Genomic DNA, 21,870 nt, shown 5'->3' with positions numbered 1-21,870 from the left:
GCATTAGCTTACTTGGTGTGGCCTTTTACGTATTGGTCAACCACTCTGTGAAAGAAATAGATCTCATCTGCTCCGGCTCTTGGGGACAAGACATGAACCAGCCGGAATCGGTTGTCGCAGTTATCGAAGAATATCGCCCTTGGATCTGGTGGGGTGAAAGCCACGGCAATTTGCGGGCAGAATCTCGTAATGTGCCGGTGGTCATGTATGCAGGTTACGGGCAGCGCGTTGGGCAAGAAACGATGACTATATATCAATTTAGACGAGACAAAAACGGTATGATAGTTGGTTTGTATCGCTCTTCGTTCAATGAATTAAGAATACAGTTTAGTGATAGGTTATTTTTTCAAGGGACGTGCGAGCAGAGATAATTTACTATATTAATCTACATGAGAGGAGTTTTATTCAAAAGATCTAAAATATGGCGTTATACATTATTCGATTTTAAGTTTTATGCTCGCCACCCTCCCCAAAGAAAAGAAACGCTACTGGACATAGTGATCACCCTCTTGTCCGCACTGCGTCCCTAACAGGCCCCGGCCCGGAGGCCGGGGCGGCGCGGTGTGTGGCGGACGGCAGGAAACCGGACTGAACAGGGTGTGGTCTTTGCCTCGCAAGACCTCGTGGACTGCGAGGCATATACAAAAACGGCAGGCCCGTGGTGAGGCCTGCCGTCTGATCGTGCCGGTTGTTTGCGCTCAGCCTCAGAATGTGGCGGAGAGCGACAGGTAGAAGGTGCGGCCGGCTTCGTTGTAGGTGTTGGCACCGGCCTGGTTGCTGTTGCCTTCGCGGAACTGACGCTTGTCGAAGATGTTGTTCACCCCGGCGTTCATGCGGAAGTGGTCGTTGAGATCATATTTCATGCCGGCATTGACCAGCGTATAGGCGCCGCGCTTCCGGGTTGGTCACCACGCCGCCGGTGGTGGCGGTCAGCGTCGGGGACTCCGTCTTGCCATAGTGGGTGGCGGAGAGGATCAGCGTCAGCTTTTCCGTTGCGGCCCAGTCCAGCGAGGTGTTGATCGTGTATTCCGGGATGAGCGACAGGGGCTGGTTGTTCCGCTTGTCCTTGGACTCGATCATGTAGGTGGCGTTGGTGCTCCAGGTCAGGCCCTCCATCACCGGCACGGCGAGGTTGCCTTCAAGCCCCTGCACCACGGCTTCGGGCACATTGTACCAGCGGAAATACCGGGTCGTGCCGGACGTGCCCTCAGGCACCATGCCGGAGGCGATGCGGTCCTTGTAGTCATTGTGGAAATAGGTGATGCCGGCGTTCCAGCCGTTGTCATCAGTGTAGTTGATGCCGATTTCCTTGTTGATGGCGATTTCCGGGTTCAGGTCCGGATTGCCCAGCACGAGGCAACCATTTCCGAGGCTCGGGTAGTCGATGGGGCAGCCGTTGCCATTGGTGCGGTACACGTAATTCGGGTTGAGCTGATAGAGGTTCGGGGCCTTGAAGGCGCGGGCGATACCGGCCTTCAGCGAGATGGTCTCCGTCAGCCTGTAGGTGGTGTTGAGGCTGGGGCTCCAGTTGCCGCCGAAGGAGCTGTGATGATCGAAGCGGATGCCGGGCGTCAGGGTCCAGTTGTCCGTGATCTCGATGTTGTCTTCCAGCATCACGCCGAACATCTGTGCGCTCACATTCGGGTCACGCAGCGCCGGATTGGTCACCGTGCCGGGAACGGTGGCGCCGTTCAACCCTTGCAGGATCGACACAGGATCGTTCATCCATTCGCCGCGGAATTCGGCCCCCACCGTCAGCATCTGCTCGAAGCCGATATGCAGCGGCAGGTTCCACTCGCTCTTGGCCGTCACATTGTCGAGGGTGATCGTGCCCCAGGTGGAATTGGCCTGGATCGAGCCTTCCGGTCCGCCCGCCAGCGCCTCCGACAGGCGCCGGTTGAGCGTGCGCTCCCACTGGACATAGCTGTTGGACTTGCCGAAGTCATAGTCGCCGAAATGGGTCAGCGACACGGTGCGGCGGGTCATCGAATTGGTCTCGGTGCCGAACAGGCTGTCGCGGACTGCCGGCGTGATGGTGCCAAGCTGGCTGTCTCCGGCAAAGAGATTGCCCTGCCGGCTGTAGGAACCTTCCAGATCGAAGCGGTGATCATCCCGCGGGGTGAAGGACAAAAGCCCCCGCACGTCCTTGTTGATCACCCCTTCACGCCCTGCCGCCAAGGTGCCGCCGGGAACCGTTGCCCTCGCGTTGATGTTCTCATCATCAGGCTCCGTCCGCGCATAGCCTGCATTGAGGCGGAAGGAGAGCCAGTCGAGGATCGGGCCGCCAAGGGTCACGTTGGTGCGCACCGTGCCGCCTTCTTCGGAATGCTGCGGCAGGGCGAAATAGGTGGTGACGGAGCCGCTCATCTTCTCGGGCCGCTTGGTGATGATGTTCACCACGCCGCCCGCCGCGCCCGAGCCATAGCGCGCAGCTGCCGGTCCGCGGATCACCTCGATGCGCTCGATCATCTCGGCCGGCACCCAGTTGGTGTCGCCGCGCGTGTCGCGCTCGCCCGCACGGCCCATGCGCACGGAATTGCGCGACAGAACCGGCTTGCCATCGATGAGGATCAGCGTGTTTTCCGGGCCCATGCCACGCAGCTCGATCTGGCGCTGGTTGCCGCGCTGGCCGGAGGAGGTGGTGCCGGTCAGGTTTGCACCCGGCATTTTTCGCAGGATTTCCGAAATGTCATTGGCAACCGGCGTGCGTTCCAGATCGGCGGCGCTGATCACGGACACGCCCGGCGCCTGCTTCAGCTGCTCTTCGGCGGAGAGGACGATCTTGTCGAGAGAGGTGGTGTCTGCGGTTTCCTGCGCCTGCGCGAAAGGCGCCTGCATCAGCACCAGACCCAGCGCACTTGCCCGCAGCAGGTGGAACTTCAACCCTTCTGCCCCGGCTGCCGGTGCCGTCCGCCCGAAGGCGCCCTTTTTGATCATACGCATGCTTCACCCCAATATATGAACATTGTTGTCATATTTTCGATGGGGCGGTCCGGGTCAATCCTGCAGAATTAGAAGCCTTCCAAATTGCTGAAATGGCAAAATGGAGAAAAGTCCGCCGAAGCTCCGCCACTCCATGTGCCGTTCAATCTGAACCATGGCCCGTGCGGCAAAGCCCCACGGCCTACGCGAACAGCTCATTGACTTTATCATTAGGGTTTCATATTTTTATTTTGCGAAACCGATCTGGAACATGGCCTTGACCGGAGGCAACGTCACCGCCTTCTGCGGTCCAGCAAGTCCGGTCCACGAATTTCAGGTTATTCCGGTAAAATTCAGCAGATGCGATAATGATCAGGCAGGGAGCAGTACCTAGATTTCTAACTGAAATTGGCGAAGCCGGTGGCTTGAAGGGCACCGACATTGCCAATATCATGGACGTGTCGAAAGCCACCGTCTCACGCTGGCGTGCCGGTGATATCAAGCCGCAGCCGCGCAACGAGCTGATACTCTCCGATCTGCACTATATCGTGACCCGTCTGACGGACTATTACTCGGCTGATGAAATCCGGACCTGGCTCTATGCCCGCCATTCCCAGTTGAATGGCGAGCGGGCGATTGACCTTATCCATCAGGACCGTGCCATCGAAGTGCTGAAGGTCATCGACCGGCTGGATAACGAGGTGTTCCTGTAATGCCAGCTCCCGATGAGCTTGCCTCATCGGGAGCTGGTCAAGCCCATGCGGCGCTTGAGCCTTTTCAAGGCGTGATGCGTCAACATCGAAAGCCTTGGTATAAAGCATGGCTCACACGCGCAGAAGCAGGGACAGTGCACTCATTGATGCGATCGAAGCGCTTCCGCCTGTCCGGTTCGAGGGGACGGTATGGCGGGTGGTCCGCAAGGGACGGTCACCGGCCGATTGTGCGCGTTCCGGCGGCCGGTGGGACGACGGAACCTTCGATGTGCTCTATACGTCGCAGCAGCGCGATGGGGCGATCGCGGAAATGTACTTCCATCTCGGGCGCGGGCAGCCTGTCTTTCCGTCGAAGGTGGAATACGGGGTGCATGAGCTGGATGTGAAGCTCGATAACGCACTTCAACTGGTGGACCTCGGCGCATTGCAGCGTCTTGGCCTTGATACGTCCCGTTACGGGCAATTGTCCTATGACCGGGCCTCTGACGAATACCCCCGCTCGCAGGATATTGCCGAAGCTGCGCATTTTCTGGAATTCGATGGCCTCATCGTTCCAAGCGCGCGGTGGGACTGCATGAACGTCATCCTGTTTTGCGATCGTGTGCCCCCCGGCGCGATGGAAATCGCCGCCGATCACGGTCTTGTAAACTGGCCGGGCTGGATCAAGGCCAATATACGTTAGCCCTCTTCACGCCTTGACGATCCTGTCCCGGTGCTCCGTCACGGCTTTCGTGGCGTTGCGGGTGTCGATGACAAGCTTGCTGGCGCTGACGAGGGCCTGATAGTCGATGCAGTCGTGGTCGGTGGCGATGATCACCGCGTCGAACTGCCCAAGGGTTTCCGCGCTCAGATCCAGCGACTTCATGCCCATCAGCGGCTTGTGCTTGCGGGTGCTGGGCAGGGCAGGGACGTAAGGGTCGTGATACTCGACGGTTGCCTTGCGCAGCTTCAGCCGCTCGATCAGCACCAGCGCCGGGCTCTCGCGCATGTCATCGACGTTCTTCTTGTAGGCCGCGCCGATGATCAGCACGTGGGAGCCGTTGAGGCCCTTGGCAAAGCGTTCGTCGAGGGCTTCGGCCGTGCGGGTGATCACGTAATCGGGCATGGCGGTGTTGATCTCGCCCGCCAGCTCCACGAACTTGGTGGTGATGGCAAATTCCCGTGCCTTCCAGGTGAGGTAGAACGGGTCGATCGGGATGCAGTGGCCGCCAAGGCCGGGGCCGGGATAGAAGGGCATGTAGCCGAAGGGCTTGGTCTTGGCCGCGTCGATCACTTCCCAGATGTCGATGCCCATGCGGTCGTAGATCACCTTCAGCTCGTTGACGAGGGCGATGTTGACCGAGCGGAAAATATTCTCGCTCAGCTTCACCGCCTCCGCCGTTGCCGCCGAACTCACCGGCACGACGGACTGGACGATGGCCTGATAGAGCGCAATCGCAATCGCCCGGCTGTCCGGGTCATCGGCGCCGACAACCTTCGGAATGGTCGAGGTCTCATAGTTCGGGTTGCCGGGATCTTCGCGCTCCGGCGAGAAGGCGAGGAAGAAATCGCGGCCAGCCGTAAGCCCCGAGCGCTCCAGAATGGGCTTCAGCACCTCATGCGTGGTGCCGGGATAGGTGGTGGATTCCAGGATCACCGTCTGCCCGGCCTTGAGATGCGGCAGCAGATGCTCCGCCGTGCTGACGATATAGGACATGTCCGGCTCCCGGTGCCGGGTCAGCGGTGTCGGCACGCAGATCAGGATGGCATCGGCGCGGGCCAGATCCGCGATGTCCGAGGTGGCATGAAAGCGCCCGCTCTGCGCAATGGCCGCAACGTCCGCATCGGAAAAATGCCGGATATAGGACTTGCCCGCCATCAGCGAGGTGATCTTGGGCGGATCGATGTCGAAGCCGGTGACCTCGAACCCCGCCCGCCAGAAGGCCCGCACCAGCGGCAGGCCGACATAGCCAAGCCCGATGATGGCCACGTTGAACCGCCGCTCCCCCAGGGCTGCGAGCTTTTCCCGGGCGAGCGGGCTCACGGAAGGCGTCGTGTCATGCTGCGGCTGGACGGGCGTGGTCATCGGTCTGTCTTTTCCTGCAAGCGCCGGGGCACAGGCCTGCCGTCCGCACGGGAACCGGAGGCCGGATCTGATGACACCCTGATCCACTGCCCCGCCTGTCTTGTCAATGAACTGCGTCATCACGCCTGTGCAGGGGGCGGTGCTGGCTGCTGGCGCAAGGAGGAGGTTTAGGCTCTCGTTTCGCCGCAGCGCCCCTTTGTCCTCTTGAGGCTACTGAGTGCACATAAGCGGACCGCAGTGACGTGTCTGCACGGTGGCAGGGCCTCTCCGCTCCCCTCCCCACGAGGGGGAGGGGGGCTGAAACGCCGTGCCGGGGAGACCAGAACGCAGGCTTTCCTCAAACCGCAACCGGGGAGCCTGACTGGCTGTCCGTTGTAAACACTGCCCCACGAGGGGGGCTGAAACGCTGTGCCGGGGAGCCGGCATCGTCTCTGCTGCCTTACACCGCCTGCCAGGAAAGCTCCTGCGGCTCGCGGAAGGCGAAGCGGATGAAGTGGCTGCCGACCACGTCCTGCAGCCGGTCGAGGGCGGCGCTGTCTGCGGCGGTTACGTCCATGGTCAGAGTGCTGCCCTCGGCCTTCAGCGTGCACACGCCCATCGGAAAGGTGATCTTGCCCTGTCCGGCGTCGAACTCGGCCGGGATCTTGTGCTGGAAGTGCTTGCACAGCTGCTGCAGGTAGCGGCTCGCCTTGTCGGTTTCCACGACGCAGCGGCGGGTGGAGAGGGTGGTGGTTTCAGTCGTCATCAGCTTTGCTCCACGGCAAGGGCGGCTGCATCGATGGCAGCGGCAATCTTCTGGGCTGTTTCAGGATCAATTGCGCCGCCGCGCATCCGCAGGCGCAGGGCGGTCTTGAGGTTTTCCATGGCCCGCACAACAGGCGCCGGGGCAAAGCCCCGCGTCATGCCGCTGCGGGCACGGGTCATGAGTTCGCTGGTCAGGGACTTGTTGGCGGTGAGGAAGGCCTCGCCTTCGGGGGTGACGCTGTGGCGCTTGCGCCCGCCCGCTTCCACGGTGATGGCGCTGTAGCCCATGTCCTCCAGCCAGCTCAGCGTCGGGTAGATGACGCCGGGGCTGGGGCTGTAGCTGCCGGCAAACCGGTCCTCGATGGCCTTGATCAGCTCATAGCCGTGCCTCGGCTCCTCGGCGATCAGCGCCAGAACCAGCAGCCGCAGCTCGCCATAGTCGAACAGCCGCCGGTGTCCGCCGCCCCGGCGGTGCCCGCCGGGATGGCCGTCGTGCAGGGTGTCGTGTGTGCCGTCATGCGGGCCGCCGTGGGGGCCGCCATGAGGGCCATGGCCGCGATGACGGTGGGGGTGTCTGTGTCTCATGGCTCCAGATATATTCTCGATATATCGAAAGTCAAGATATATCGGGATTTATTCCGGAAGCAGGCTTTGCCTTTGAAAATTTGCCGCTGCAGACCTTTGACGATCCTGAGGGCTCTCCATCGTCATCCTCGGCCTTGTGCCGAGGATCTATACAAATCAATGGCTTGCAGCTTGGTCACTTGGGCACGGTCTTTCAGCTCCCCTCCCCCTCGTGGGGAGGGGTTAGGGGTGGGGGGAAGGCCTTTCCGTCTGGCAGGGTGTTCATTGATATCAGATGGCTGCTCCTCGTGATGCCTCTTCAGGTATCTATCTGTCTTTCATATAGTTTTCGGCTCTGAGCCCCCCCACCCCTTACCCCTCCCCACGAGGGGGAGGGGGGCGGAGAGGTCCTGTCACAAATCTAATGCATCACTGCGGGCGGTGCTCGCACCTGATATGTGAATCTGGTAGCCCCACCAGGGGGAGGGGGGCGGCAGGCGTCCTCCTGAAAAGCAAACGCCTCATTGCGGGCAGTTTCCGAACCTGATGTGTGAATCCGGTAGCCCCTCAAGGGGGAGGGGAGCAGATAGGCCGTGCCGGAATGACCAGAACGCAGGCTTTCCTCAAACCATGACCGGTGAGCCTGACTGGCAGTCCGTTGTAAACACTGCCCCCACTCTACGGTTTTCGCAAACGGGTTCCATCGGCACCGGCGGGGCGGAGCTGGCGCGGGCGGTTGCGCCAGAGGGTGGCGGCGTGCTCGAGGCAGGCGGAAAATTCCGCCTCAGGCGCCCGGTGCAGGGTCATCAGGGCGAGCGCTGCGGTCTTCACGATGGCCGCTTCCGCCAGCTCATCGCGCGCCGCGCCCGTCCACACGGCCAGCCAGTATTCCTGCTGGGTGAGGGCGGCGGGGATCGGCATCCGGCTCGCGGGCGTCGAGGGCAGGGTGAAGCGGGCCTCCTCGCCGCCGGTCAGGCGGAACACCGGCGTCGGCCGGTCCGGTGTTACCTGTGCAAAGTCGCGGTTGGCGCCGGTGACGGCTGCGTCCAGACAGCCGGTGAGGGCGGCGGCGGTGCGGAACAGCTCCCGGTCGGAGGTTTGCGCGGCGCCCAGCATCGCGGCGGGGGCGCCGCCCGGATTGAGCACATGCACGGCGGTGTTGACCGGCGTGCGCATTTCAAAGGCCGGATAAAGGGCAAGCAGGCCCGCCAGCTGCGGGCAATAGGCGGTGACGGGCAGATAGGCGATGCCCTCCCGCGCCAGCGCCTGCCTTGCGTCCTCCAGACTGTCCGCCACGGGAATGGCAGCGGCCTCCGCCGCCTGTTGCAGCAGGATGCCGGAGGCGATGTTGCTGCCGAAGCCATGCACCAGCACCCTGTGCCCGGCCAGGGCCACCAGACGGGCGGCATGGAGGAACCACGGCACGGTGCGCAGCCGGGGCGAGAGATAGGCCGGCCAGTTGAGATCGGCCATCGCCGTCTCTGCTGCTTCCGCCGCCTCTCCCGTGCCGGGGCCTGCCGCATGCAGCTGGACCGCCTGCGCAAAGCCGGCCAGCTCCACCGCCGTCATGCCGCGGAACTGCATGGTGGCGAGCAGCGCCCCGGTCTGGAACGGGTCCGCCTCGGCCCGCAGCACGATGCCGAGGGCATCGCGGGCCTCTTCCTGCGTCAGTGGCCGGGTGCGGCCCGGCCCGGCGGCAATGCTGGCGATGTATTTGGCCAGCCGCTGGCTGGGGGCCGAAGCATGGCCGATCAGCGCCATCCGCTCGGCAATCATCTGCGGCGAGGGCTCGCCTGCCAGCCGGTCCGCTGCGCTGGAGCCCGGCGCCAGCGGGGTTGCCTGAGGCTGGGTCTGAGGCTGGTTCTGAGGCTGGGAAAACGCCCGGGCGGAGTTGGACCCCGGCCCATGGTGGCTGCCCCAGGGCAGGGCGGATGCACTGTCCGGCGTGCGGGCCAGCAGCAGTTCGGCATCATTGGCCAGCCCGCGCACCTCCAGCCGCAGGGCTTCGGCAAAGGGCGTCGGGCGCATGCCCTGGCCTGTGCGCTCCAGCAGCGGGTCGCCGTAGAACTCGCGCAGCTGTGCCAGCATCCGGCTCATGGCCGAAACCTGCATCCCCATGCTGGCCGCCGCTGCCGACACACTGCCCTCCCGCAGCAGCGCATCCAGCGCGATCAGCAATTTCATCCGGCCAATGTCCACCTGTGTGCTGCCTTCTGCCCGAGCGCCTGATTGAGGAGGGGGATTTGCGTTTTTCGCAAATTGGAATTGCTCAAAATGATGCGCGTTGACCCTTGGCAGCAGTGTCTACATAAGTGGATTTAGAAACTCAACTTATGTTGTTCAGGCAAGGCGCTGCCGCCGTCACACCGGCGTGAGCGCTGCTGCTGCGAGGTTCAGGAAATGACGCATATGTTCTCCATGAAGCGGCTGGCTGCGGGCCTTGCCAGCGCTCTGGTTCTCTCCGCCGCGCTGACGGGCGGTGCCGCTGCCGAGGTCAAGGTGACCCACGCCAAGGGCGAGCTGACGCTGCCTGCGGTCCCGGCCAAGGTGTTCGTCTATGACATGGCCGCGCTGGACACGCTGACGGCGCTTGGCGTTGAAGTGGCCGGGGTGCCGGGCGGCAACAAGCCGGGCCATCTGGCGCAATATGCCGGTGACAAGTACCAGAAGATCGGCTCCCTGTTCGAGCCGGACTTTGAAGCCGTTGCAGCCGCGCAGCCGGATCTGATCATCGTCGGCGGGCGCTCTGCCGCGAAGTACGAGGATCTGGCGAAGATTGCCCCCACCATCGATCTGTCGGTGGACTTCGAGGATTTCACCGGCTCGGCCCTGAAGAACGTCCAGACGCTGGCCGCCCTCTTCGGCAAGACGGACAAGGCGGACGAGCTGACCGCGAAATATCAGGCCTCCGTCGAAGAGCTGAAGGGCAAGACGGCGGGCGCCGGCAAGGGCCTGTTCATCCTCACCACCGGCGGCAAGATGGCCACCTATGGCAAGGGCTCCCGCTTCGGCCAGATCTTCGGCGAATTCGGGCTGGAACAGGCCGATGACAACATCAAGATCGGCATCCACGGCCAGCCGGCGTCCTTTGAATATATCCTCGAGCGCAATCCGGACTGGCTGTTCGTGCTGGACCGGGATGCGGCCATCGGCCGGGAAGGCGATGCCGCCCGCCAGCTTCTCGACAACGAGATCGTCCGCCAGACCACGGCCTGGCAGAAGGAACAGGTGGTCTACCTCAATGCGGCCAACTGGTATCTGATTGGGGGTGGCATCACCGCCATGCAGGATACGGTAGACCAGCTGAACGCTGCCTTCAGCGGCAAGTAATTTCCTCTGATTGCCAGCGTGTCAGGCGGCTGCGTCTCCTCCGGGGCGCAGCCGCCGCAATCCTTTCAGGACCCTGCCTTGAAATTCCTGCTGCCAGCCTCTCTCCTGACCCTCGGTCTTGCGATAGCCAGCCTGTTCACCGGTGCCAGCCCCGTCTCCTTCTGGAGTGTGGTCAGTGGTGCGGGCGATGAGCGGGCCTTGATGCTGCTGGCCGAAAGCCGCATTCCGCGCACCATTTCCCTCATTCTGGCGGGCGCAGGCATGGCCGTGGCCGGAACCCTGATGCAGATGCTGGCGCGCAACCGCTTTGTCGAGCCCTCCACCGCAGGCACGGTGGAATCGGCCTCGCTGGGCATGCTGCTGGTGCTGTTCTTCGCGCCGGACCTGCCGGTCATGGCCAAGATGCTCGTTTCCGGCGGTTTCGCGCTGGCGGGCACTTTCCTCTTCATCGCCATTCTGGAGCGCATCCCCCTGCGCTCGGCCCTGATGGTGCCGCTGGTGGGGCTGATGCTGGGCGGGGTGATCAGCGCCGTCACCGCTTTCCTTGCCTACCGGTTCGACCTGCTGCAAACCCTCGGTGCCTGGACCAGCGGTGATTTTTCCGCCGTGCTGCGCGGGCGTTATGAAGTGCTTTGGCTCAGCCTTGCGCTCACCATCGCCGCCTATGTGGCCGCCGACCGCTTCACCCTCGCCGGAATGGGCGAGGATTTCGCCGTCAGCCTTGGCCTCAAGTACCGGCAGGTGCTGCTGCTGGGGCTCTTCATCGTCGCCATGGTCACCGCTGCGGTGGTGGTGACGGCGGGCGTGGTGCCTTTCGTCGGGCTGATCGTGCCCAATCTCGTCGCCATGGCTCTGGGCGACCGGCTGCGCCGCACCCTGCCGCTGATCGCCGTCACCGGCGCGCTGCTGGTTCTGCTGTGTGATCTGATCGGCCGCACGGTGAATGCGCCGTTCGAGATCCCGGCAGGCTCGGTTCTGGGCGTGGTGGGCAGCGTGTTCTTCCTGTTCCTGCTGCTGCGGAGGCGCTCCCATGCGGCTTGAGCGCCTGTTCCTCCCGTCGGAGCGGCGGCTGACCCCTGCCGGTGTGCTGCTGCTGCTGGGCGTCCTGACGCTCGCCGCCGCCACCGCCTTCATGACGCTTGGCGTCAAGGCCGGCTGGTCCTTCATCCTGCCCTTCCGGGGGCAGAAGCTCGCGTCGCTGGTGCTGGTGGCCTATGCGGTGGCCGTGTCCACGGTGCTGTTCCAGACGCTGACCAACAACCGCATCCTGACGCCCTCGATCATGGGCTTCGATGCGCTTTATGTGCTGCTGCAGACGGTGCTGGTCTTCACCCTCGGCTCGGCCTTCGTGACGGCCATGGACCCGCGCCTGCTGTTCGTCGGCGAGGTCGCCATCATGGCGGGCTTCTCGCTGATCCTGTTCCAGCTGCTGTTCTCCGGCGCCATCAAGGGCCTGCATCTGATGATGCTGGTCGGCATCCTGCTCGGCGCCCTGTTCCGCAGCCTTGCCGGCTTCCTGCAGCGGGTCATTGATCCGAACGAGTTTGTCGTGCTGCAGGACCGGTTCTTTGCCAGCTTCAATTCGGTGGATGGCACGCTGCTGGGCGTCTCCGCGCTGATGATTGCCGGAGCGAGCCTTGCCGCCTGGCGGCTGGGGCATACCTTCGACGTGATGGCGCTGGGGCGGGACAGTGCCATCATGCTGGGGGTGGACCACAGGCGGGTGACGCGGCAGGTGCTGATGATCATCACCGTGCTTGTCTCCGTCTCCACGGCGCTTGTCGGGCCCGTCACCTTCTTCGGCCTGCTGACGGCGAACCTTGCCTATCTGCTGATGCCTTCCGGCCGCCACCGGCATGTGCTGCCTGCAGCGGTGCTCATTGCCGTCATCTGCCTTGTGGCGGGCCAGACGGTGCTGGAGCGGCTGCTTGATTTCAGCACGGCACTTGCCATCGTCATTGAATTTGCCGGCGGGCTGTTCTTCATCTTCTTTCTGCTCAAGGGGGCGCGGCGGTGATCCGGATCGATCAGGTCAGCAAGAGCTATGGCAACACGCTGGTGGTGGACGGGGTGTCCCTCGACCTGCCGAAGGGCGGGCTCACCTCCATCATCGGCCCCAATGGCGCGGGCAAATCGACGCTGCTGTCCATGATCGCCCGGCTCACCACGATGGATCAGGGCAGCGTGCTGGTCGATGGGCTCGATGTGGCCCACACCTCCGGCGAGGTGCTGGCGCGGCGCCTGTCCATGCTGCGGCAGGACAACCAGATGACGGCGCGGCTGACGGTCACCGATCTCGTCTCCTTCGGCCGCTACCCCTATTCCAAGGGGCGGCTGACGGCGGAAGACAGGGCCGAGGTGGACAAGGCGCTCGCCTATCTCGGCCTCACGGACCTCCGCGACCGCTTTCTGGATGAACTCTCCGGCGGCCAGCGCCAGCGGGCGTTTGTCGCCATGGTGCTGGCACAGGACACCGGCTACATGCTGTTCGACGAGCCGCTGAACAACCTCGACATCAGCCATTCCGTCGCCATGATGAAGCTGCTTCGGCAGGCGGCGGACGACTTCGGCAAGACGGCGGTGGTGGTGCTGCACGACATCAATTTCGCCTCCTGCTACTCCGACCATATCGTCGTCATGCAGAACGGCCGCGCCGCGCTTCAGGGCACCCCATCCGGGATCATCCGCCCCGAAGTCCTCACCGCCATCTTCGGCTGCCCCTTCACCGTCCAGGAAATCAACGGCAACCGGATTGCCGTCTATTTCCGGTGAGGGAGGGGGGGTATACCAATGCTCGATGAGCTTGACTTATCGAGCATTGGTTAAGCCCGTGCGGCGCTTGAGCATTTTCAAGGCGTGATGCGTCAGCATCGAAAGCCTTGGTATTATTCGCTCCTTTCATCCTCGATCAGATCCATGCCGGTCATGTCCTGCGGATTGCTGCCGAGGGAGGCGAGGCGCAGGAAGCCGGCCTGATCTGCGGGCGAGAAGAGCCCGCCGAAGAGGGACCAGCTGCTGACCACGCGCGACACGGTGCCCGGCTGCCCCGGAACGCCGGGGACCTGCGGGTCCGGCGTGACAGGCCGGGGCGTGATGTCTGCCAGCGCCGTGGCCGTGGTGGAGACGAGGGTGTAGTTCATGGCGTCCGCGCCGCCGAGGCTGAGGCCGCTGATCAGCACCGTCTTGCCCGTGCCCGGTTCTGCATCCTCGAACAGGCCGGTTGCGGTGGCCACGCTCAGCATGTCGCCGGTGATCATGCCGTCGAACAGGGCACCGGAGGTGTCGAGCGCGGCAGTCACCGTGCCGTCTGCCGTCTTGTTGAGGGCGGCAATGCCGCCGATGCTGGAGATGACGGCCTGGGTCACATCCCCCGTGACGGTGCCGGGCGTGATGCTGACCGTGTAGTTTCCGGCCGCCATGCCGCCGAGGGTCAGGCCCGAGACGATGATCAGCTTGCCGGTGCCCGCATTCTTGTCCGCATAGAGGCCAAGGGCGGTGGCAAGGCTGACGTCATCGCCAAGGATGATGCCGCTCAGCTGCGCGCCGGTCAGATCCAGCGCCACCGCCGTGGTGCCATCATAGATGCGCGTGATGCCCGAAACGCCGGTGAGGGTGAGCGCCTTCGGTGTGATGGCGGCCGTCGTGGAAACATTGAAGCTGTTCCCCAGCGCATTGGCCAGCTCGTAATTGCCAGCGTCTGCACCGGCCAGAGCCAGGCCAAAGACCGAGATATCCTTGTTCGTGCCCGCCGACGGGTCGAGGAAGGCGGCCGAGCCGGACAGGGTCAGGTCATCGCCGCTGACAAAGCCCGTCAGCACGGCCCCGCTCGCATCCAGCGTGGCGGCATCGCCCCCGTCATAGACCTTGCTTTGTGCCGACAGCCCGCTGACGGCGGAGATGACCGCCTTTTCCACATCGCCCGTGACGGTGCCGGGCGTGACGCTGACGCTGTAGTTGCCTGCTTCCGCGCCGCCAAGCGTCAGGCCCGTGATGGTGATGATCTTGCCGTTGCCCGCGTTCTTGTCCGCATAGGCGCCAAGGGCGGTGGCAAGGCTCACGTCATCGCCCAGGATCACGCCGTTCAGCCCGGCAAAGCTCTGGTCAATGATGACCGCCGTGGTTCCGTCATACTCTCGGGTGAGACCGGCAAGGCCCGTGACCGTGAGCGCCTTTTGCGAAATATCTGCGGCGGACGTGAGCAGGATCGTGTTGCCGATGCTGGCGTCATATTCATAGTTGGCAGCATCGGCACCGGTGAGGGTCGAGAGCGTGACTTCGACCGTCTTGCCCGTGCCGGCAGAGGCGGTGAGGAAGGCGGCGGTGCCGTTGAACGTGAGGTCATCCCCGCTGACCATGCCGGTGAGGATCATGCCGGAGGTGTCCAGCGTTGCCGTGGTGGTTGCGTCATAGACCTTGCTGTCCACGGCAAGACCACTGACGGCCGTGATCACTGCGCGGGTGACCTCGAGATCCACCACTGCGTCCGTGAAGGTGTAATTGGAGGCAAGGCCCGTCCCGTTGCCAAGCGTAAGCCCGTTTGTGTCAGCGGTGAAATACTGGTCCGCATTCCTGCTGGCGAGGGTGGCCGCGCCACTGAGGCTCAGTGTCTCGCCATTGGCAAGGTTGCCCAGAACGATATCCGAGGCCGAGAAGCTGGTGCTGCCGTTGTAGGTCCGCGAGCCGGTGAGGCTGACGGCACGCGGCGTCACCGTGACGCCGCCCGTGCCGAAGGCGAGGTAGAAGTCGGCCATCGTCAGGCCGCCGGTCAGGCCGAGGGTGACCATGTTGGGCTCCGACCAGGCGTAGGTGCCCGCATTCGTCGTGCCGGTGATGGCGCTGCCCACATCGACGGAGACGGAGGTGCCGGTGATGCTGGTGGTCAGGCTGCCCTGAAAGCTGCCCGTGTCGCCATAGGCGCGGGAGAGATCTCCGGACACCTTGATGTAATTGTCGTAGAGCGCCTGCGTGGACAGCGCCCGCAGCTCCGGCAGTCCGCCTGCCTTGGGCGAGCCCCAGATGCTGGCAAAGTCCCAGCCGTCCTCGATGTAGAGGAAGGGATCGAGAAGCTCGGCGGCTGTCTTGCCCCGGCTGGCGAAAGAGGGCTCCGTGCCTGCCGCGTCGGCGTTGTAGAAGACGGTGGACACGTTGCTGCTGCTATTGCTGCCGAACAGGCCCTGGTTTCCGGAAACGCTGCCTGTGGCGTAGCTGTAGCTGATCGTGCCGCCGTTGTTGCCAACGAGCGCGCCGCCCTCCGTTCCCGAGACGTTGCCGGTGGCATAGGAGTTGATGATCACGCCATTGGCGCTGGTTGCCCCGACCAACCCGCCCACCTGGAACCTGACGGTGGAGGCATTGCCGGTTGCATAGGACTGGCTGATGGTGCCGCTGTTGAGAAAGCCCACCAGCCCGCCGAAGGCCCCCAGCACTCCCCCGCCGAGAACGGCGCCGCCGCTGACGTCTCCGCGGGCAAAGGAGCGGGTGAGGGTGGTCTGAAACATGGTGCCCACCAGTCCGCCCGTCGCGCCCGTGCTGCCGGCCACCGTTGCGGAAGACCAGAGGCCGGAGAGCGTGGAATTTGCCGCCCAGCCCACGGCACCGCCAACGGAAGAACCGCCGGCGACAGATCCCGTCACGCCGAAATTGCTCAGGCTTGCGCCCGCCGTAACCCCGAACAGGCCGATGGTCTGTGTCGAGGGCCGGTCGATGTAAAGACCGGAAACCGTATGCCCGAGACCTTCAAAGGAGCCCGAGAAAGCGGTGGTGAAGTTGCCCAGCGGATCAAATCCCGCGCCGCTGTTCCAGCCGGAGGTGGCCGAGGCGTCGATATTGCTGCCGAGCACATAGCGCCCGGCGAGGTTGCCGTTGATGCCCTGCAGGTCCGTGCCCGTGGTGCTGCCTGCCGCGCCGAGGCTGGTGATGATCGTATAGTTCTCGACCGCGCCGTCGCTGCCCAGCTTCGTGGCAAAGCTGCCGGTGGAAGCAAGATTGACGGGGGCGCTGACGGTGTAGGCGGCCGTGTTGCCTGCCGCCACCGCGCCCTGGCCGTAATGCAGCGCCAGCCCCGCCGTGGCCGTGCCGTTGAGCGTGGCGTTGATGGCAATGTTCCGGTCGGCCCTGAGGGTGAGGACATTGGCGGCCCAGTTGATCCCTGAGGACACGGTGATATCGCCCGCATCCCCTCCGGCGGCGGCGGTTGAGACTTCCACATTGCCGCTGGCAAGCCCCGCCTCGATGGCGGCGGCCATATCCGCGTCGATGTTGATGTCCGTGGGGTCGATCAGCCAGTCGCCGCCATCCGTCTCGACCTTCAGCGTCTTGTCGAGCTTCACCTTCTTGGCGGAAGTCTCGACGAATTTGGCCTTCAGCGACCCGCTGGCGTTCGTCTCGTCGCTGCCCAGCAGCAGGATGCGGCCATTGCGCGATCCGATGGCCTTGGCCTCCACCGTGCCGGTGTTGTTGACGATGCCCTTCTTTGCTTCCGAGGCGCCCCTGGCGGTGAGAATGGCGGTGCCGCCATCGGCCTTGATCAGGCCGCTGTTTTCCGCCAGCGCCTCCATGGTGGAGGCCTTCACCTCCACCGAGATCAGGCCGTCGCCGTCAAAATCCAGCAGCACATCCGTTCCGGCGGCAAGGGCGGTGTCGCCGGTGATGCTGCCGCTGTTGCGCACGGTGGGGGCGATGAGGGCCACAACCGCGCCGGACACCTCGCCCGCATTGGTGACGGAGCCGCCGCTGCCGGTGAAAGTGAAGTCATGGGCCAGAAATTTGCTGTCGGTGATGCCGAGCGTGGAGGCGAGGAAGGCCCCCGTCTGCACCCGCCCGCTGGCGCCGATGGCGATGCCATTGGGGTTGATCAGGAACACCTGACCATTGGCATTGAGATTGCCGAGGATCTGCGACGGGTCCTGACCCGTGACGCGGTTGAGCGCCATGGACGAGGCGCCCGGCTGCACGAAATTGACCGTCGCGCCGCTGCCGATGGAAAAGCTGTTCCAGTTGGTGATGAGCTGGTGGCTGGTCTGCGTCACCGTCATGGTGTTGCCCGAGGTGCCGATGCTGCCGGTGCCTGCCGCGATGGTGCCGCCGGTGGGCAGCTCCTGCGCCTGCAGCAGGGAGGGGGGCAGGATCAGCCCGGCGCCAAGCGCGCAGGTGGACAGGAGCAGGGTCAGATGACGCCTGCGCGTGGAGAGACGGCCAGCCGGAGAGACGCTGTGACGGGAAAACTGCCGGGAAAGCTGCATGGCACCAGTCCTCATGCTGGGGCTTCGGGAGGATCATGCCTCCCGCCCAGAAACTTCTTTTGCCGCACTGGCGTGCGATGGGTTCAACCGCCTCAGAAGCGGATGGCCCCCGTCAGCCAGAACTGATTGTTCAGGGACTTTCCGTCCGTATTGCTGCCGTCCGCCGGGCTGCGGCCGGGGTTGTCCCCGATGGCATGGGCCCAGGTGGCCGAGATATTCAGGTTCTCGCGCGTCCAGCGGGCATAAAGCCCTGCGCCGCCAAGGCCATAGCTGTTGCAGGCGCAGGCATTGGCGAGCGGTATGCCCCGCTCGAAGCGGTTCACCACCACTTGTCCGGCATCGGCAAAGGCGGCCAGTTGCACCTGCCCATATCTGGCGTTCACCGGCAGGTCGTAACGCAGTTCCACACTGCCCAGCACGCCCATGTCGCCGCGCCCTTCACCCACCGGATAGGCGCGCACCGCATAGGGCCCACCGAGCGAAAATTCCTCGGACGAGTCCAGATTGCCATCGGCCAGCTGGCCATAGCCGCGGGCAAAGAGCGAAAAGGCCCCTGGCAGCTTCTGCACCCGCGCCGCGCTGGCATTGAGCTTGTTGAAGGCCCCGGCGGTGCGCAGGCCCGCCCGGTCTGCCGCCTCCGCCGAAGGCTCGCCGGAGAGATCCAGCGTGCCCGTGGTCCAGCTCAGCGACAGGGCCGTCAGGCCGCCGCCCAGAAAGGCATCGCGCGCTTCGCCCGAGACACCGAAAGTGCCGGAGACGGACTGCTTGTCCGAAAGCCGTCCGGCGCGGCTGTCATCCACCAGAGACTTCCAGTTCACCCCGGCCGAGGTGGAGACGGAAAGCCTGCGGGTGGTCATGAGCGCATAATCCAGCGTCGCCCCGGCAAAATCCGCCTTGCCCTTCAGACCCAGCAGGCGGCCCGTGTCATCCACGTTGCGATAGGTCAGGTGGCCATAGCTGGCGCTGAGCGTGAAGGGTGAGGCCCACAGCGGCACGCTGGCTGACAGCGAGCCGAAGCGCTGGCCTTCCGAGCCCGACAGCGTGACGCGGCTGAGGTCGCCGTAGCCGGTGGCGTCGGTCAAGAGCGCCGTGCCGGTGCCCTGTATCCGCCCCGTGGACCAGGAGCCGAAATTGTCGGCGGACAGGCTGCCGGAAAGCAGCTGGTCCTGCGTGGTATCGATCACAAGCCGCGTGGTGCCGGGGGCCGTGCCGGGCATCAGCCTTGCCCTTGCGGTGACGCCGGGGTGGGCATTCATGCGCAGCAGGGCGCTTTCCAGCTGCGCCTGCGTCAGATCCTCGCCCGCCGTTTCCTGTTCCAGAATGGCGCGCAGCCGCGCTTCGGAGGCCCGCATGCCTTCCGCCCGCCCGAAGCTTGCCTCTTCCAGCCGGCCTTGCCGGATCTCGATGGTGATCACCCCTTCGGTGATGTCCTGCGGCGGCAGGATGGCGCTGGCCAGCAGATGGCCTTGCGCCTGCAATGCCGCCGTCGTCTGGCTCGCCAGCGCCTGAATGCCGCCGATGCCAAGCCGCTTGCCCTTTCCGGCCGCGATGATGCCCGCCTGACTGGCGGGCGGCAGAAGATCCGCCCGGCCCGTAAAGCGCAGGCCGGTGATGGTGATGGTCTGGCCTTCGTCCGAAGCGGTGACCGGCCGCCCTTGCGGGCTCTGCGCCGCCGCGTCCACCTCCATGCCCGGCAGGGGCCGCTGCATGTCCAGCCGCCTCTGCTGCTCCCGCAACAGGCTGCCCGCATCCTGCGCGGCAGCAGGCATGCCCGCGCCGCCCATCGCAGCCACCAGCGCCGCCGCCGCCAGAGGCCGCGCCACACCCCGCCGCCCGGCGCACCGTTCCGTCAGTGTTCCCCAAATCGTCACAAGCAGATGATCCCCGTCCCGGACCGGCCAGCCAGACCATGTCTGACGCCTGTTCACCGAAATTGCCGGAAACAGCCCTGACTTGCATGTCCAAACTTTGCATGTATCGGCAAAACTGCGGTGCCGGGGAATGATAATGCGGAACACCGTATCCGAGCCGGCGACGGCATCGCATGGATATAAGTTCCATAAGATAGATTACGCGATAAATCGCGTGGAGGTAAGGTTAATGGGGCCGGTTTATGAGAGAGACGCGGCATTCGCCGGTCTCTGACTGGCCATCGCAAGCGCTGGAAAGGGGCCGCTCAGGCGGCCGCTGCACTGAAGCGGTTATTTCTGACAGCCCCCGCTGACCATGAGTGCGAAACTGACTAGAAGCGTGCTGACGTTGCCCCCCTGCCCGCGGTTCCAGCGGCGTGGGAGATGGCGGAGGCGAGGTCTGTAGCGGATCGGGGTTCTGCCGCAGGCGGCGGGATGACAATGGGGCTGGCGGCGTCCTTCTGTCAGGGGCCGCCGAAGGATTTGCGCTTCAGCAGCGGCAGGGCGTGGTCAATGAAGGCACGGGTGGCTCTGCTGGCGGTCTTGCGGGGCTGAAACACCATGTGCACCGGCACCGGTTCGGTTTCGTAGCGCTGGAGAACGGCAACAAGAGACCCGTCCGCGATCTGCCGCGCCACCTGATAAGACAGGGGCCGGACGAGACCCAGACCGCGCTCTGCCGCCGTGATTGCGGCTGCCGCGCTGTTGAGGGAAAGCCGGCATGCGACCCGGACCGAACGGACGCGGCGGGACGAGGGGCTTTCACGGTAGCGCCAGAGTTCATGCGTGCCGGCCTCGTTCAGGCCGATGCACACATGGTGCTGCAGACCGGAGGGATGATCCGGCGCCGGATGTCTCTCCAGATAGGCCGGTGCGGCGCAGATCAGCGGGCGCACTTCGCCCAGTTTCACCGCGCTCAGCGAAGAATCCGGCAGCTCTGCCAGGCGGACGGCCACGTCCACGCCCTCCCCGGTCAGGTCCACCATCCGGTTGAGCAGCAGCACACGCACCTGCACATGGGGGTGGGCCTCCAGAAAGCTTTCGACCACCGGCATCACGTGCAGCCGGCCAAACAGTTCCGGCGCGGTGATCACGATGCTGCCATGGATTTCGGCCTCTTGCGCCGGATGGTCCAGGCGCCCGAGTTCATCCAGAACCGCCATATAGGCCGTGGCATGACGGGCTCCTGCCTCCGTCACGGCGAAGCGGCGCGTCGTGCGGTCGAGCAGCCGTTCACCGGCCGTTGCCTCCAGCTGTGCAACCGCGCGGGTCACGGAGGCCGGAGAGCGGCCCAGCCTGCGCGCCGCCGCCGCCAGAGAGCCTGCCTCCACGGCCGCAACAAAGATCGACATGGCTTCAAGACGGTCCATCAGAGTTTCCAATTCTGCAATCAAGACTTTCAGATTGGCCATATTATGCCGGAACTTGAAACACATTACCTTCTCCGGGAACACAAAATGGAGTTGGTGATGTCCACGAGATACAAGTTCCAGATGGCCGGTGGCGTGGAGGTTTTCTACCGCGAGGCGGGCCCCGCCGATGCGCCGGTCATCCTGTTGCTGCATGGTTTTCCCACGTCCAGCCACATGTTCCGCGATCTGATCCCGCTGCTGGCGGACCGGTACAGGCTTGTCGCGCCTGATCTGCCCGGCTTCGGCCAGACCAAATCCCCGCCGCGCGGGACGTTCGGCTACACGTTCGACCGGCTTGCCGGTGTCATCGAGGCTTTCACCGAGGCCCTGTCGCTCGACCGCTATGCGCTCTATGTCTTCGACTATGGTGCGCCGGTTGGCCTGCGGCTGGCCCTGCGTCATCCTGAGAGAGTGACGGCGATCATCAGCCAGAATGGCAATGCCTATACTGATGGCTTCAGCAGCGAATGGGGCCCGTGGGAAGACTATTGGCGCGTTGACAGCGAAGCGAACCGGGAGGCCTGCCGTCCGTCCCTGTCACCGGACACCATCCGGATCTGGCAGTACGGAACCGGAGCAGACCCGGAACGCCTCTCCCCCGATGGCTATGAACTCGACATCGCCTATATGGCGCGGCCGGGTGCCGAAGAGATTCAGCTTGATCTGATCCGGGACTACCGCAGCAACGTGGCCCTCTATCCGGACTTTCAGTCCTATTTCCGCGAACACCGCCCGCCCCTTCTGGCGGCCTGGGGGCGCCATGATCCGGCCTTCATTCCCGCCGGTGCCGAGGCCTACAGGCGCGACCTTCCGGATGCGGAGATCCATCTGCTGGATGCCGGCCACTTCGCCCTTGAGACCCACGCAGATGAAATCGCGGTTCTGATCCGCAATTTCCTGGGGCGCGTCCTTCCCGGCTGAGGGGAACCACAGATCCGGCCTTATCATCACCGCCTCCGGCAGGGCCCG

At 64.1% G+C, this 21,870-nt stretch carries 17 protein-coding genes; 8 read left to right on the top strand and 9 right to left on the bottom strand.

Features of this window, described 5'->3' with window-relative positions:
- Window positions 1–92 precede the first annotated feature (92 nt).
- Complete coding sequence (locus tag ACVNHC_RS19510; protein ID WP_164477704.1) at window positions 93–371, top strand: hypothetical protein; 279 nt, start codon at window positions 93–95, stop codon at window positions 369–371.
- Window positions 372–704: 333 nt separating this feature from the next.
- Here the strand turns inward: ACVNHC_RS19510 and ACVNHC_RS19505 are convergent, their stop codons facing one another.
- Window positions 705–863 (bottom strand): hypothetical protein, encoded by a 159-nt coding sequence (locus ACVNHC_RS19505; RefSeq protein WP_457168873.1) that lies wholly within the window; start codon window positions 861–863, stop codon window positions 705–707.
- Window positions 853–2,943 (bottom strand): FepA family TonB-dependent siderophore receptor, encoded by a 2,091-nt coding sequence (locus tag ACVNHC_RS19500; RefSeq protein WP_457168871.1) that lies wholly within the window; start codon window positions 2,941–2,943, stop codon window positions 853–855. The genes ACVNHC_RS19505 and ACVNHC_RS19500 overlap by 11 nt, the downstream gene beginning before the upstream one ends.
- Before the next feature lie 347 nt (window positions 2,944–3,290).
- Between ACVNHC_RS19500 and ACVNHC_RS19495 the strand changes: the two genes are divergently transcribed.
- Window positions 3,291–3,635, top strand: a complete 345-nt coding sequence (locus tag ACVNHC_RS19495) for a hypothetical protein (protein WP_457168869.1) — start codon at window positions 3,291–3,293, stop codon at window positions 3,633–3,635.
- Window positions 3,636–3,741: 106 nt separating this feature from the next.
- The gene (locus tag ACVNHC_RS19490) at window positions 3,742–4,317 is read left to right on the top strand and encodes an RES family NAD+ phosphorylase (RefSeq protein WP_457168867.1); all 576 of its coding nucleotides are present in this window, start codon (window positions 3,742–3,744) and stop codon (window positions 4,315–4,317) included.
- Between the two features lie 6 nt (window positions 4,318–4,323).
- Here the strand turns inward: ACVNHC_RS19490 and ACVNHC_RS19485 are convergent, their stop codons facing one another.
- The 4 genes from ACVNHC_RS19485 to ACVNHC_RS19470 all read right to left on the bottom strand — a co-directional run bounded on the left by ACVNHC_RS19485 (window position 4,324) and on the right by ACVNHC_RS19470 (window position 9,192).
- The gene (locus tag ACVNHC_RS19485; RefSeq protein WP_457168865.1) at window positions 4,324–5,700 is read right to left on the bottom strand and encodes a nucleotide sugar dehydrogenase; all 1,377 of its coding nucleotides are present in this window, start codon (window positions 5,698–5,700) and stop codon (window positions 4,324–4,326) included.
- Between the two features lie 439 nt (window positions 5,701–6,139).
- Window positions 6,140–6,445: a DUF2218 domain-containing protein gene (locus ACVNHC_RS19480; RefSeq protein ID WP_457168863.1), complete on the bottom strand. Its 306-nt coding sequence runs from the start codon at window positions 6,443–6,445 to the stop codon at window positions 6,140–6,142.
- Window positions 6,445–7,029 carry a PadR family transcriptional regulator gene (locus tag ACVNHC_RS19475; RefSeq protein WP_457168861.1) on the bottom strand — a complete coding sequence of 195 codons (585 nt, stop codon included), beginning with the start codon at window positions 7,027–7,029 and terminating at the stop codon, window positions 6,445–6,447. The genes ACVNHC_RS19480 and ACVNHC_RS19475 overlap by 1 nt, the downstream gene beginning before the upstream one ends.
- 657 nt (window positions 7,030–7,686) lie before the next feature.
- Window positions 7,687–9,192 carry a glycosyl transferase family protein gene (locus ACVNHC_RS19470; protein WP_457168859.1) on the bottom strand — a complete coding sequence of 502 codons (1,506 nt, stop codon included), beginning with the start codon at window positions 9,190–9,192 and terminating at the stop codon, window positions 7,687–7,689.
- 225 nt (window positions 9,193–9,417) lie between these two features.
- On the opposite strand from ACVNHC_RS19470, the gene ACVNHC_RS19465 reads away from it, so the two are divergent.
- The 4 genes from ACVNHC_RS19465 to ACVNHC_RS19450 all read left to right on the top strand — a co-directional run bounded on the left by ACVNHC_RS19465 (window position 9,418) and on the right by ACVNHC_RS19450 (window position 13,110).
- Entirely contained in the window at window positions 9,418–10,338 is a 921-nt protein-coding gene (locus ACVNHC_RS19465) for a siderophore ABC transporter substrate-binding protein (protein ID WP_457168857.1), read from the top strand.
- A 78-nt stretch (window positions 10,339–10,416) separates the two neighbouring features.
- A complete protein-coding gene (locus tag ACVNHC_RS19460) occupies window positions 10,417–11,379 on the top strand; it encodes an ABC transporter permease (RefSeq protein WP_457168855.1) in 963 nt (320 codons plus the stop codon).
- A complete protein-coding gene (locus ACVNHC_RS19455) occupies window positions 11,369–12,355 on the top strand; it encodes an iron chelate uptake ABC transporter family permease subunit (RefSeq protein WP_457168853.1) in 987 nt (328 codons plus the stop codon). Before ACVNHC_RS19460 ends, ACVNHC_RS19455 begins: the two co-directional genes overlap by 11 nt.
- On the top strand, window positions 12,352–13,110 hold the full coding sequence (locus tag ACVNHC_RS19450; RefSeq protein ID WP_457168851.1) for an iron ABC transporter ATP-binding protein: 759 nt from the start codon (window positions 12,352–12,354) through the stop codon (window positions 13,108–13,110). Before ACVNHC_RS19455 ends, ACVNHC_RS19450 begins: the two co-directional genes overlap by 4 nt.
- A 113-nt stretch (window positions 13,111–13,223) precedes the next feature.
- On the opposite strand, the gene ACVNHC_RS19445 is transcribed toward ACVNHC_RS19450, so the two are convergent.
- The 3 genes from ACVNHC_RS19445 to ACVNHC_RS19435 all read right to left on the bottom strand — a co-directional run bounded on the left by ACVNHC_RS19445 (window position 13,224) and on the right by ACVNHC_RS19435 (window position 20,859).
- On the bottom strand, window positions 13,224–17,579 hold the full coding sequence (locus tag ACVNHC_RS19445) for a beta strand repeat-containing protein (protein ID WP_457168849.1): 4,356 nt from the start codon (window positions 17,577–17,579) through the stop codon (window positions 13,224–13,226).
- A gap of 92 nt (window positions 17,580–17,671) precedes the next feature.
- Window positions 17,672–19,450 (bottom strand): ShlB/FhaC/HecB family hemolysin secretion/activation protein, encoded by a 1,779-nt coding sequence (locus ACVNHC_RS19440; RefSeq protein ID WP_457168847.1) that lies wholly within the window; start codon window positions 19,448–19,450, stop codon window positions 17,672–17,674.
- A gap of 503 nt (window positions 19,451–19,953) precedes the next feature.
- Entirely contained in the window at window positions 19,954–20,859 is a 906-nt protein-coding gene (locus tag ACVNHC_RS19435) for a LysR family transcriptional regulator (protein ID WP_160318755.1), read from the bottom strand.
- A 99-nt stretch (window positions 20,860–20,958) separates the two neighbouring features.
- On the opposite strand from ACVNHC_RS19435, the gene ACVNHC_RS19430 reads away from it, so the two are divergent.
- Window positions 20,959–21,822, top strand: coding sequence for an alpha/beta fold hydrolase (locus ACVNHC_RS19430; protein ID WP_457168845.1), 864 nt, complete (start codon window positions 20,959–20,961; stop codon window positions 21,820–21,822).
- The last annotated feature ends 48 nt before the right edge of the window (window positions 21,823–21,870 follow it).

It is taken from the genome of Pannonibacter sp. Q-1 (assembly GCF_054073275.1).
Note: the sequence above shows the minus strand (reverse complement) of the source record. Positions and strands in the feature narration are given on the sequence as shown.

What these genes read in the sequence shown, in the direction of transcription:
- ACVNHC_RS19470 (WP_457168859.1), bottom strand. Translation starts at nt 9,192, where the DNA reads ATGAAATTGCTGATCGCGCTGGATGCGCTGCTGCGGGAGGGCAGTGTG.
- ACVNHC_RS19445 (WP_457168849.1), bottom strand. Translation starts at nt 17,579, where the DNA reads ATGCAGCTTTCCCGGCAGTTTTCCCGTCACAGCGTCTCTCCGGCTGGC.
- ACVNHC_RS19480 (WP_457168863.1), bottom strand. Translation starts at nt 6,445, where the DNA reads ATGACGACTGAAACCACCACCCTCTCCACCCGCCGCTGCGTCGTGGAA.
- ACVNHC_RS19495 (WP_457168869.1), top strand. Translation starts at nt 3,291, where the DNA reads ATGATCAGGCAGGGAGCAGTACCTAGATTTCTAACTGAAATTGGCGAA.
- ACVNHC_RS19435 (WP_160318755.1), bottom strand. Translation starts at nt 20,859, where the DNA reads ATGGACCGTCTTGAAGCCATGTCGATCTTTGTTGCGGCCGTGGAGGCA.
- ACVNHC_RS19475 (WP_457168861.1), bottom strand. Translation starts at nt 7,029, where the DNA reads ATGAGACACAGACACCCCCACCGTCATCGCGGCCATGGCCCTCATGGC.
- ACVNHC_RS19430 (WP_457168845.1), top strand. Translation starts at nt 20,959, where the DNA reads ATGTCCACGAGATACAAGTTCCAGATGGCCGGTGGCGTGGAGGTTTTC.
- ACVNHC_RS19505 (WP_457168873.1), bottom strand. Translation starts at nt 863, where the DNA reads ATGAAATATGATCTCAACGACCACTTCCGCATGAACGCCGGGGTGAAC.
- ACVNHC_RS19485 (WP_457168865.1), bottom strand. Translation starts at nt 5,700, where the DNA reads ATGACCACGCCCGTCCAGCCGCAGCATGACACGACGCCTTCCGTGAGC.
- ACVNHC_RS19455 (WP_457168853.1), top strand. Translation starts at nt 11,369, where the DNA reads ATGCGGCTTGAGCGCCTGTTCCTCCCGTCGGAGCGGCGGCTGACCCCT.
- ACVNHC_RS19500 (WP_457168871.1), bottom strand. Translation starts at nt 2,943, where the DNA reads ATGCGTATGATCAAAAAGGGCGCCTTCGGGCGGACGGCACCGGCAGCC.
- ACVNHC_RS19465 (WP_457168857.1), top strand. Translation starts at nt 9,418, where the DNA reads ATGTTCTCCATGAAGCGGCTGGCTGCGGGCCTTGCCAGCGCTCTGGTT.
- ACVNHC_RS19490 (WP_457168867.1), top strand. Translation starts at nt 3,742, where the DNA reads ATGGCTCACACGCGCAGAAGCAGGGACAGTGCACTCATTGATGCGATC.
- ACVNHC_RS19510 (WP_164477704.1), top strand. Translation starts at nt 93, where the DNA reads ATGAACCAGCCGGAATCGGTTGTCGCAGTTATCGAAGAATATCGCCCT.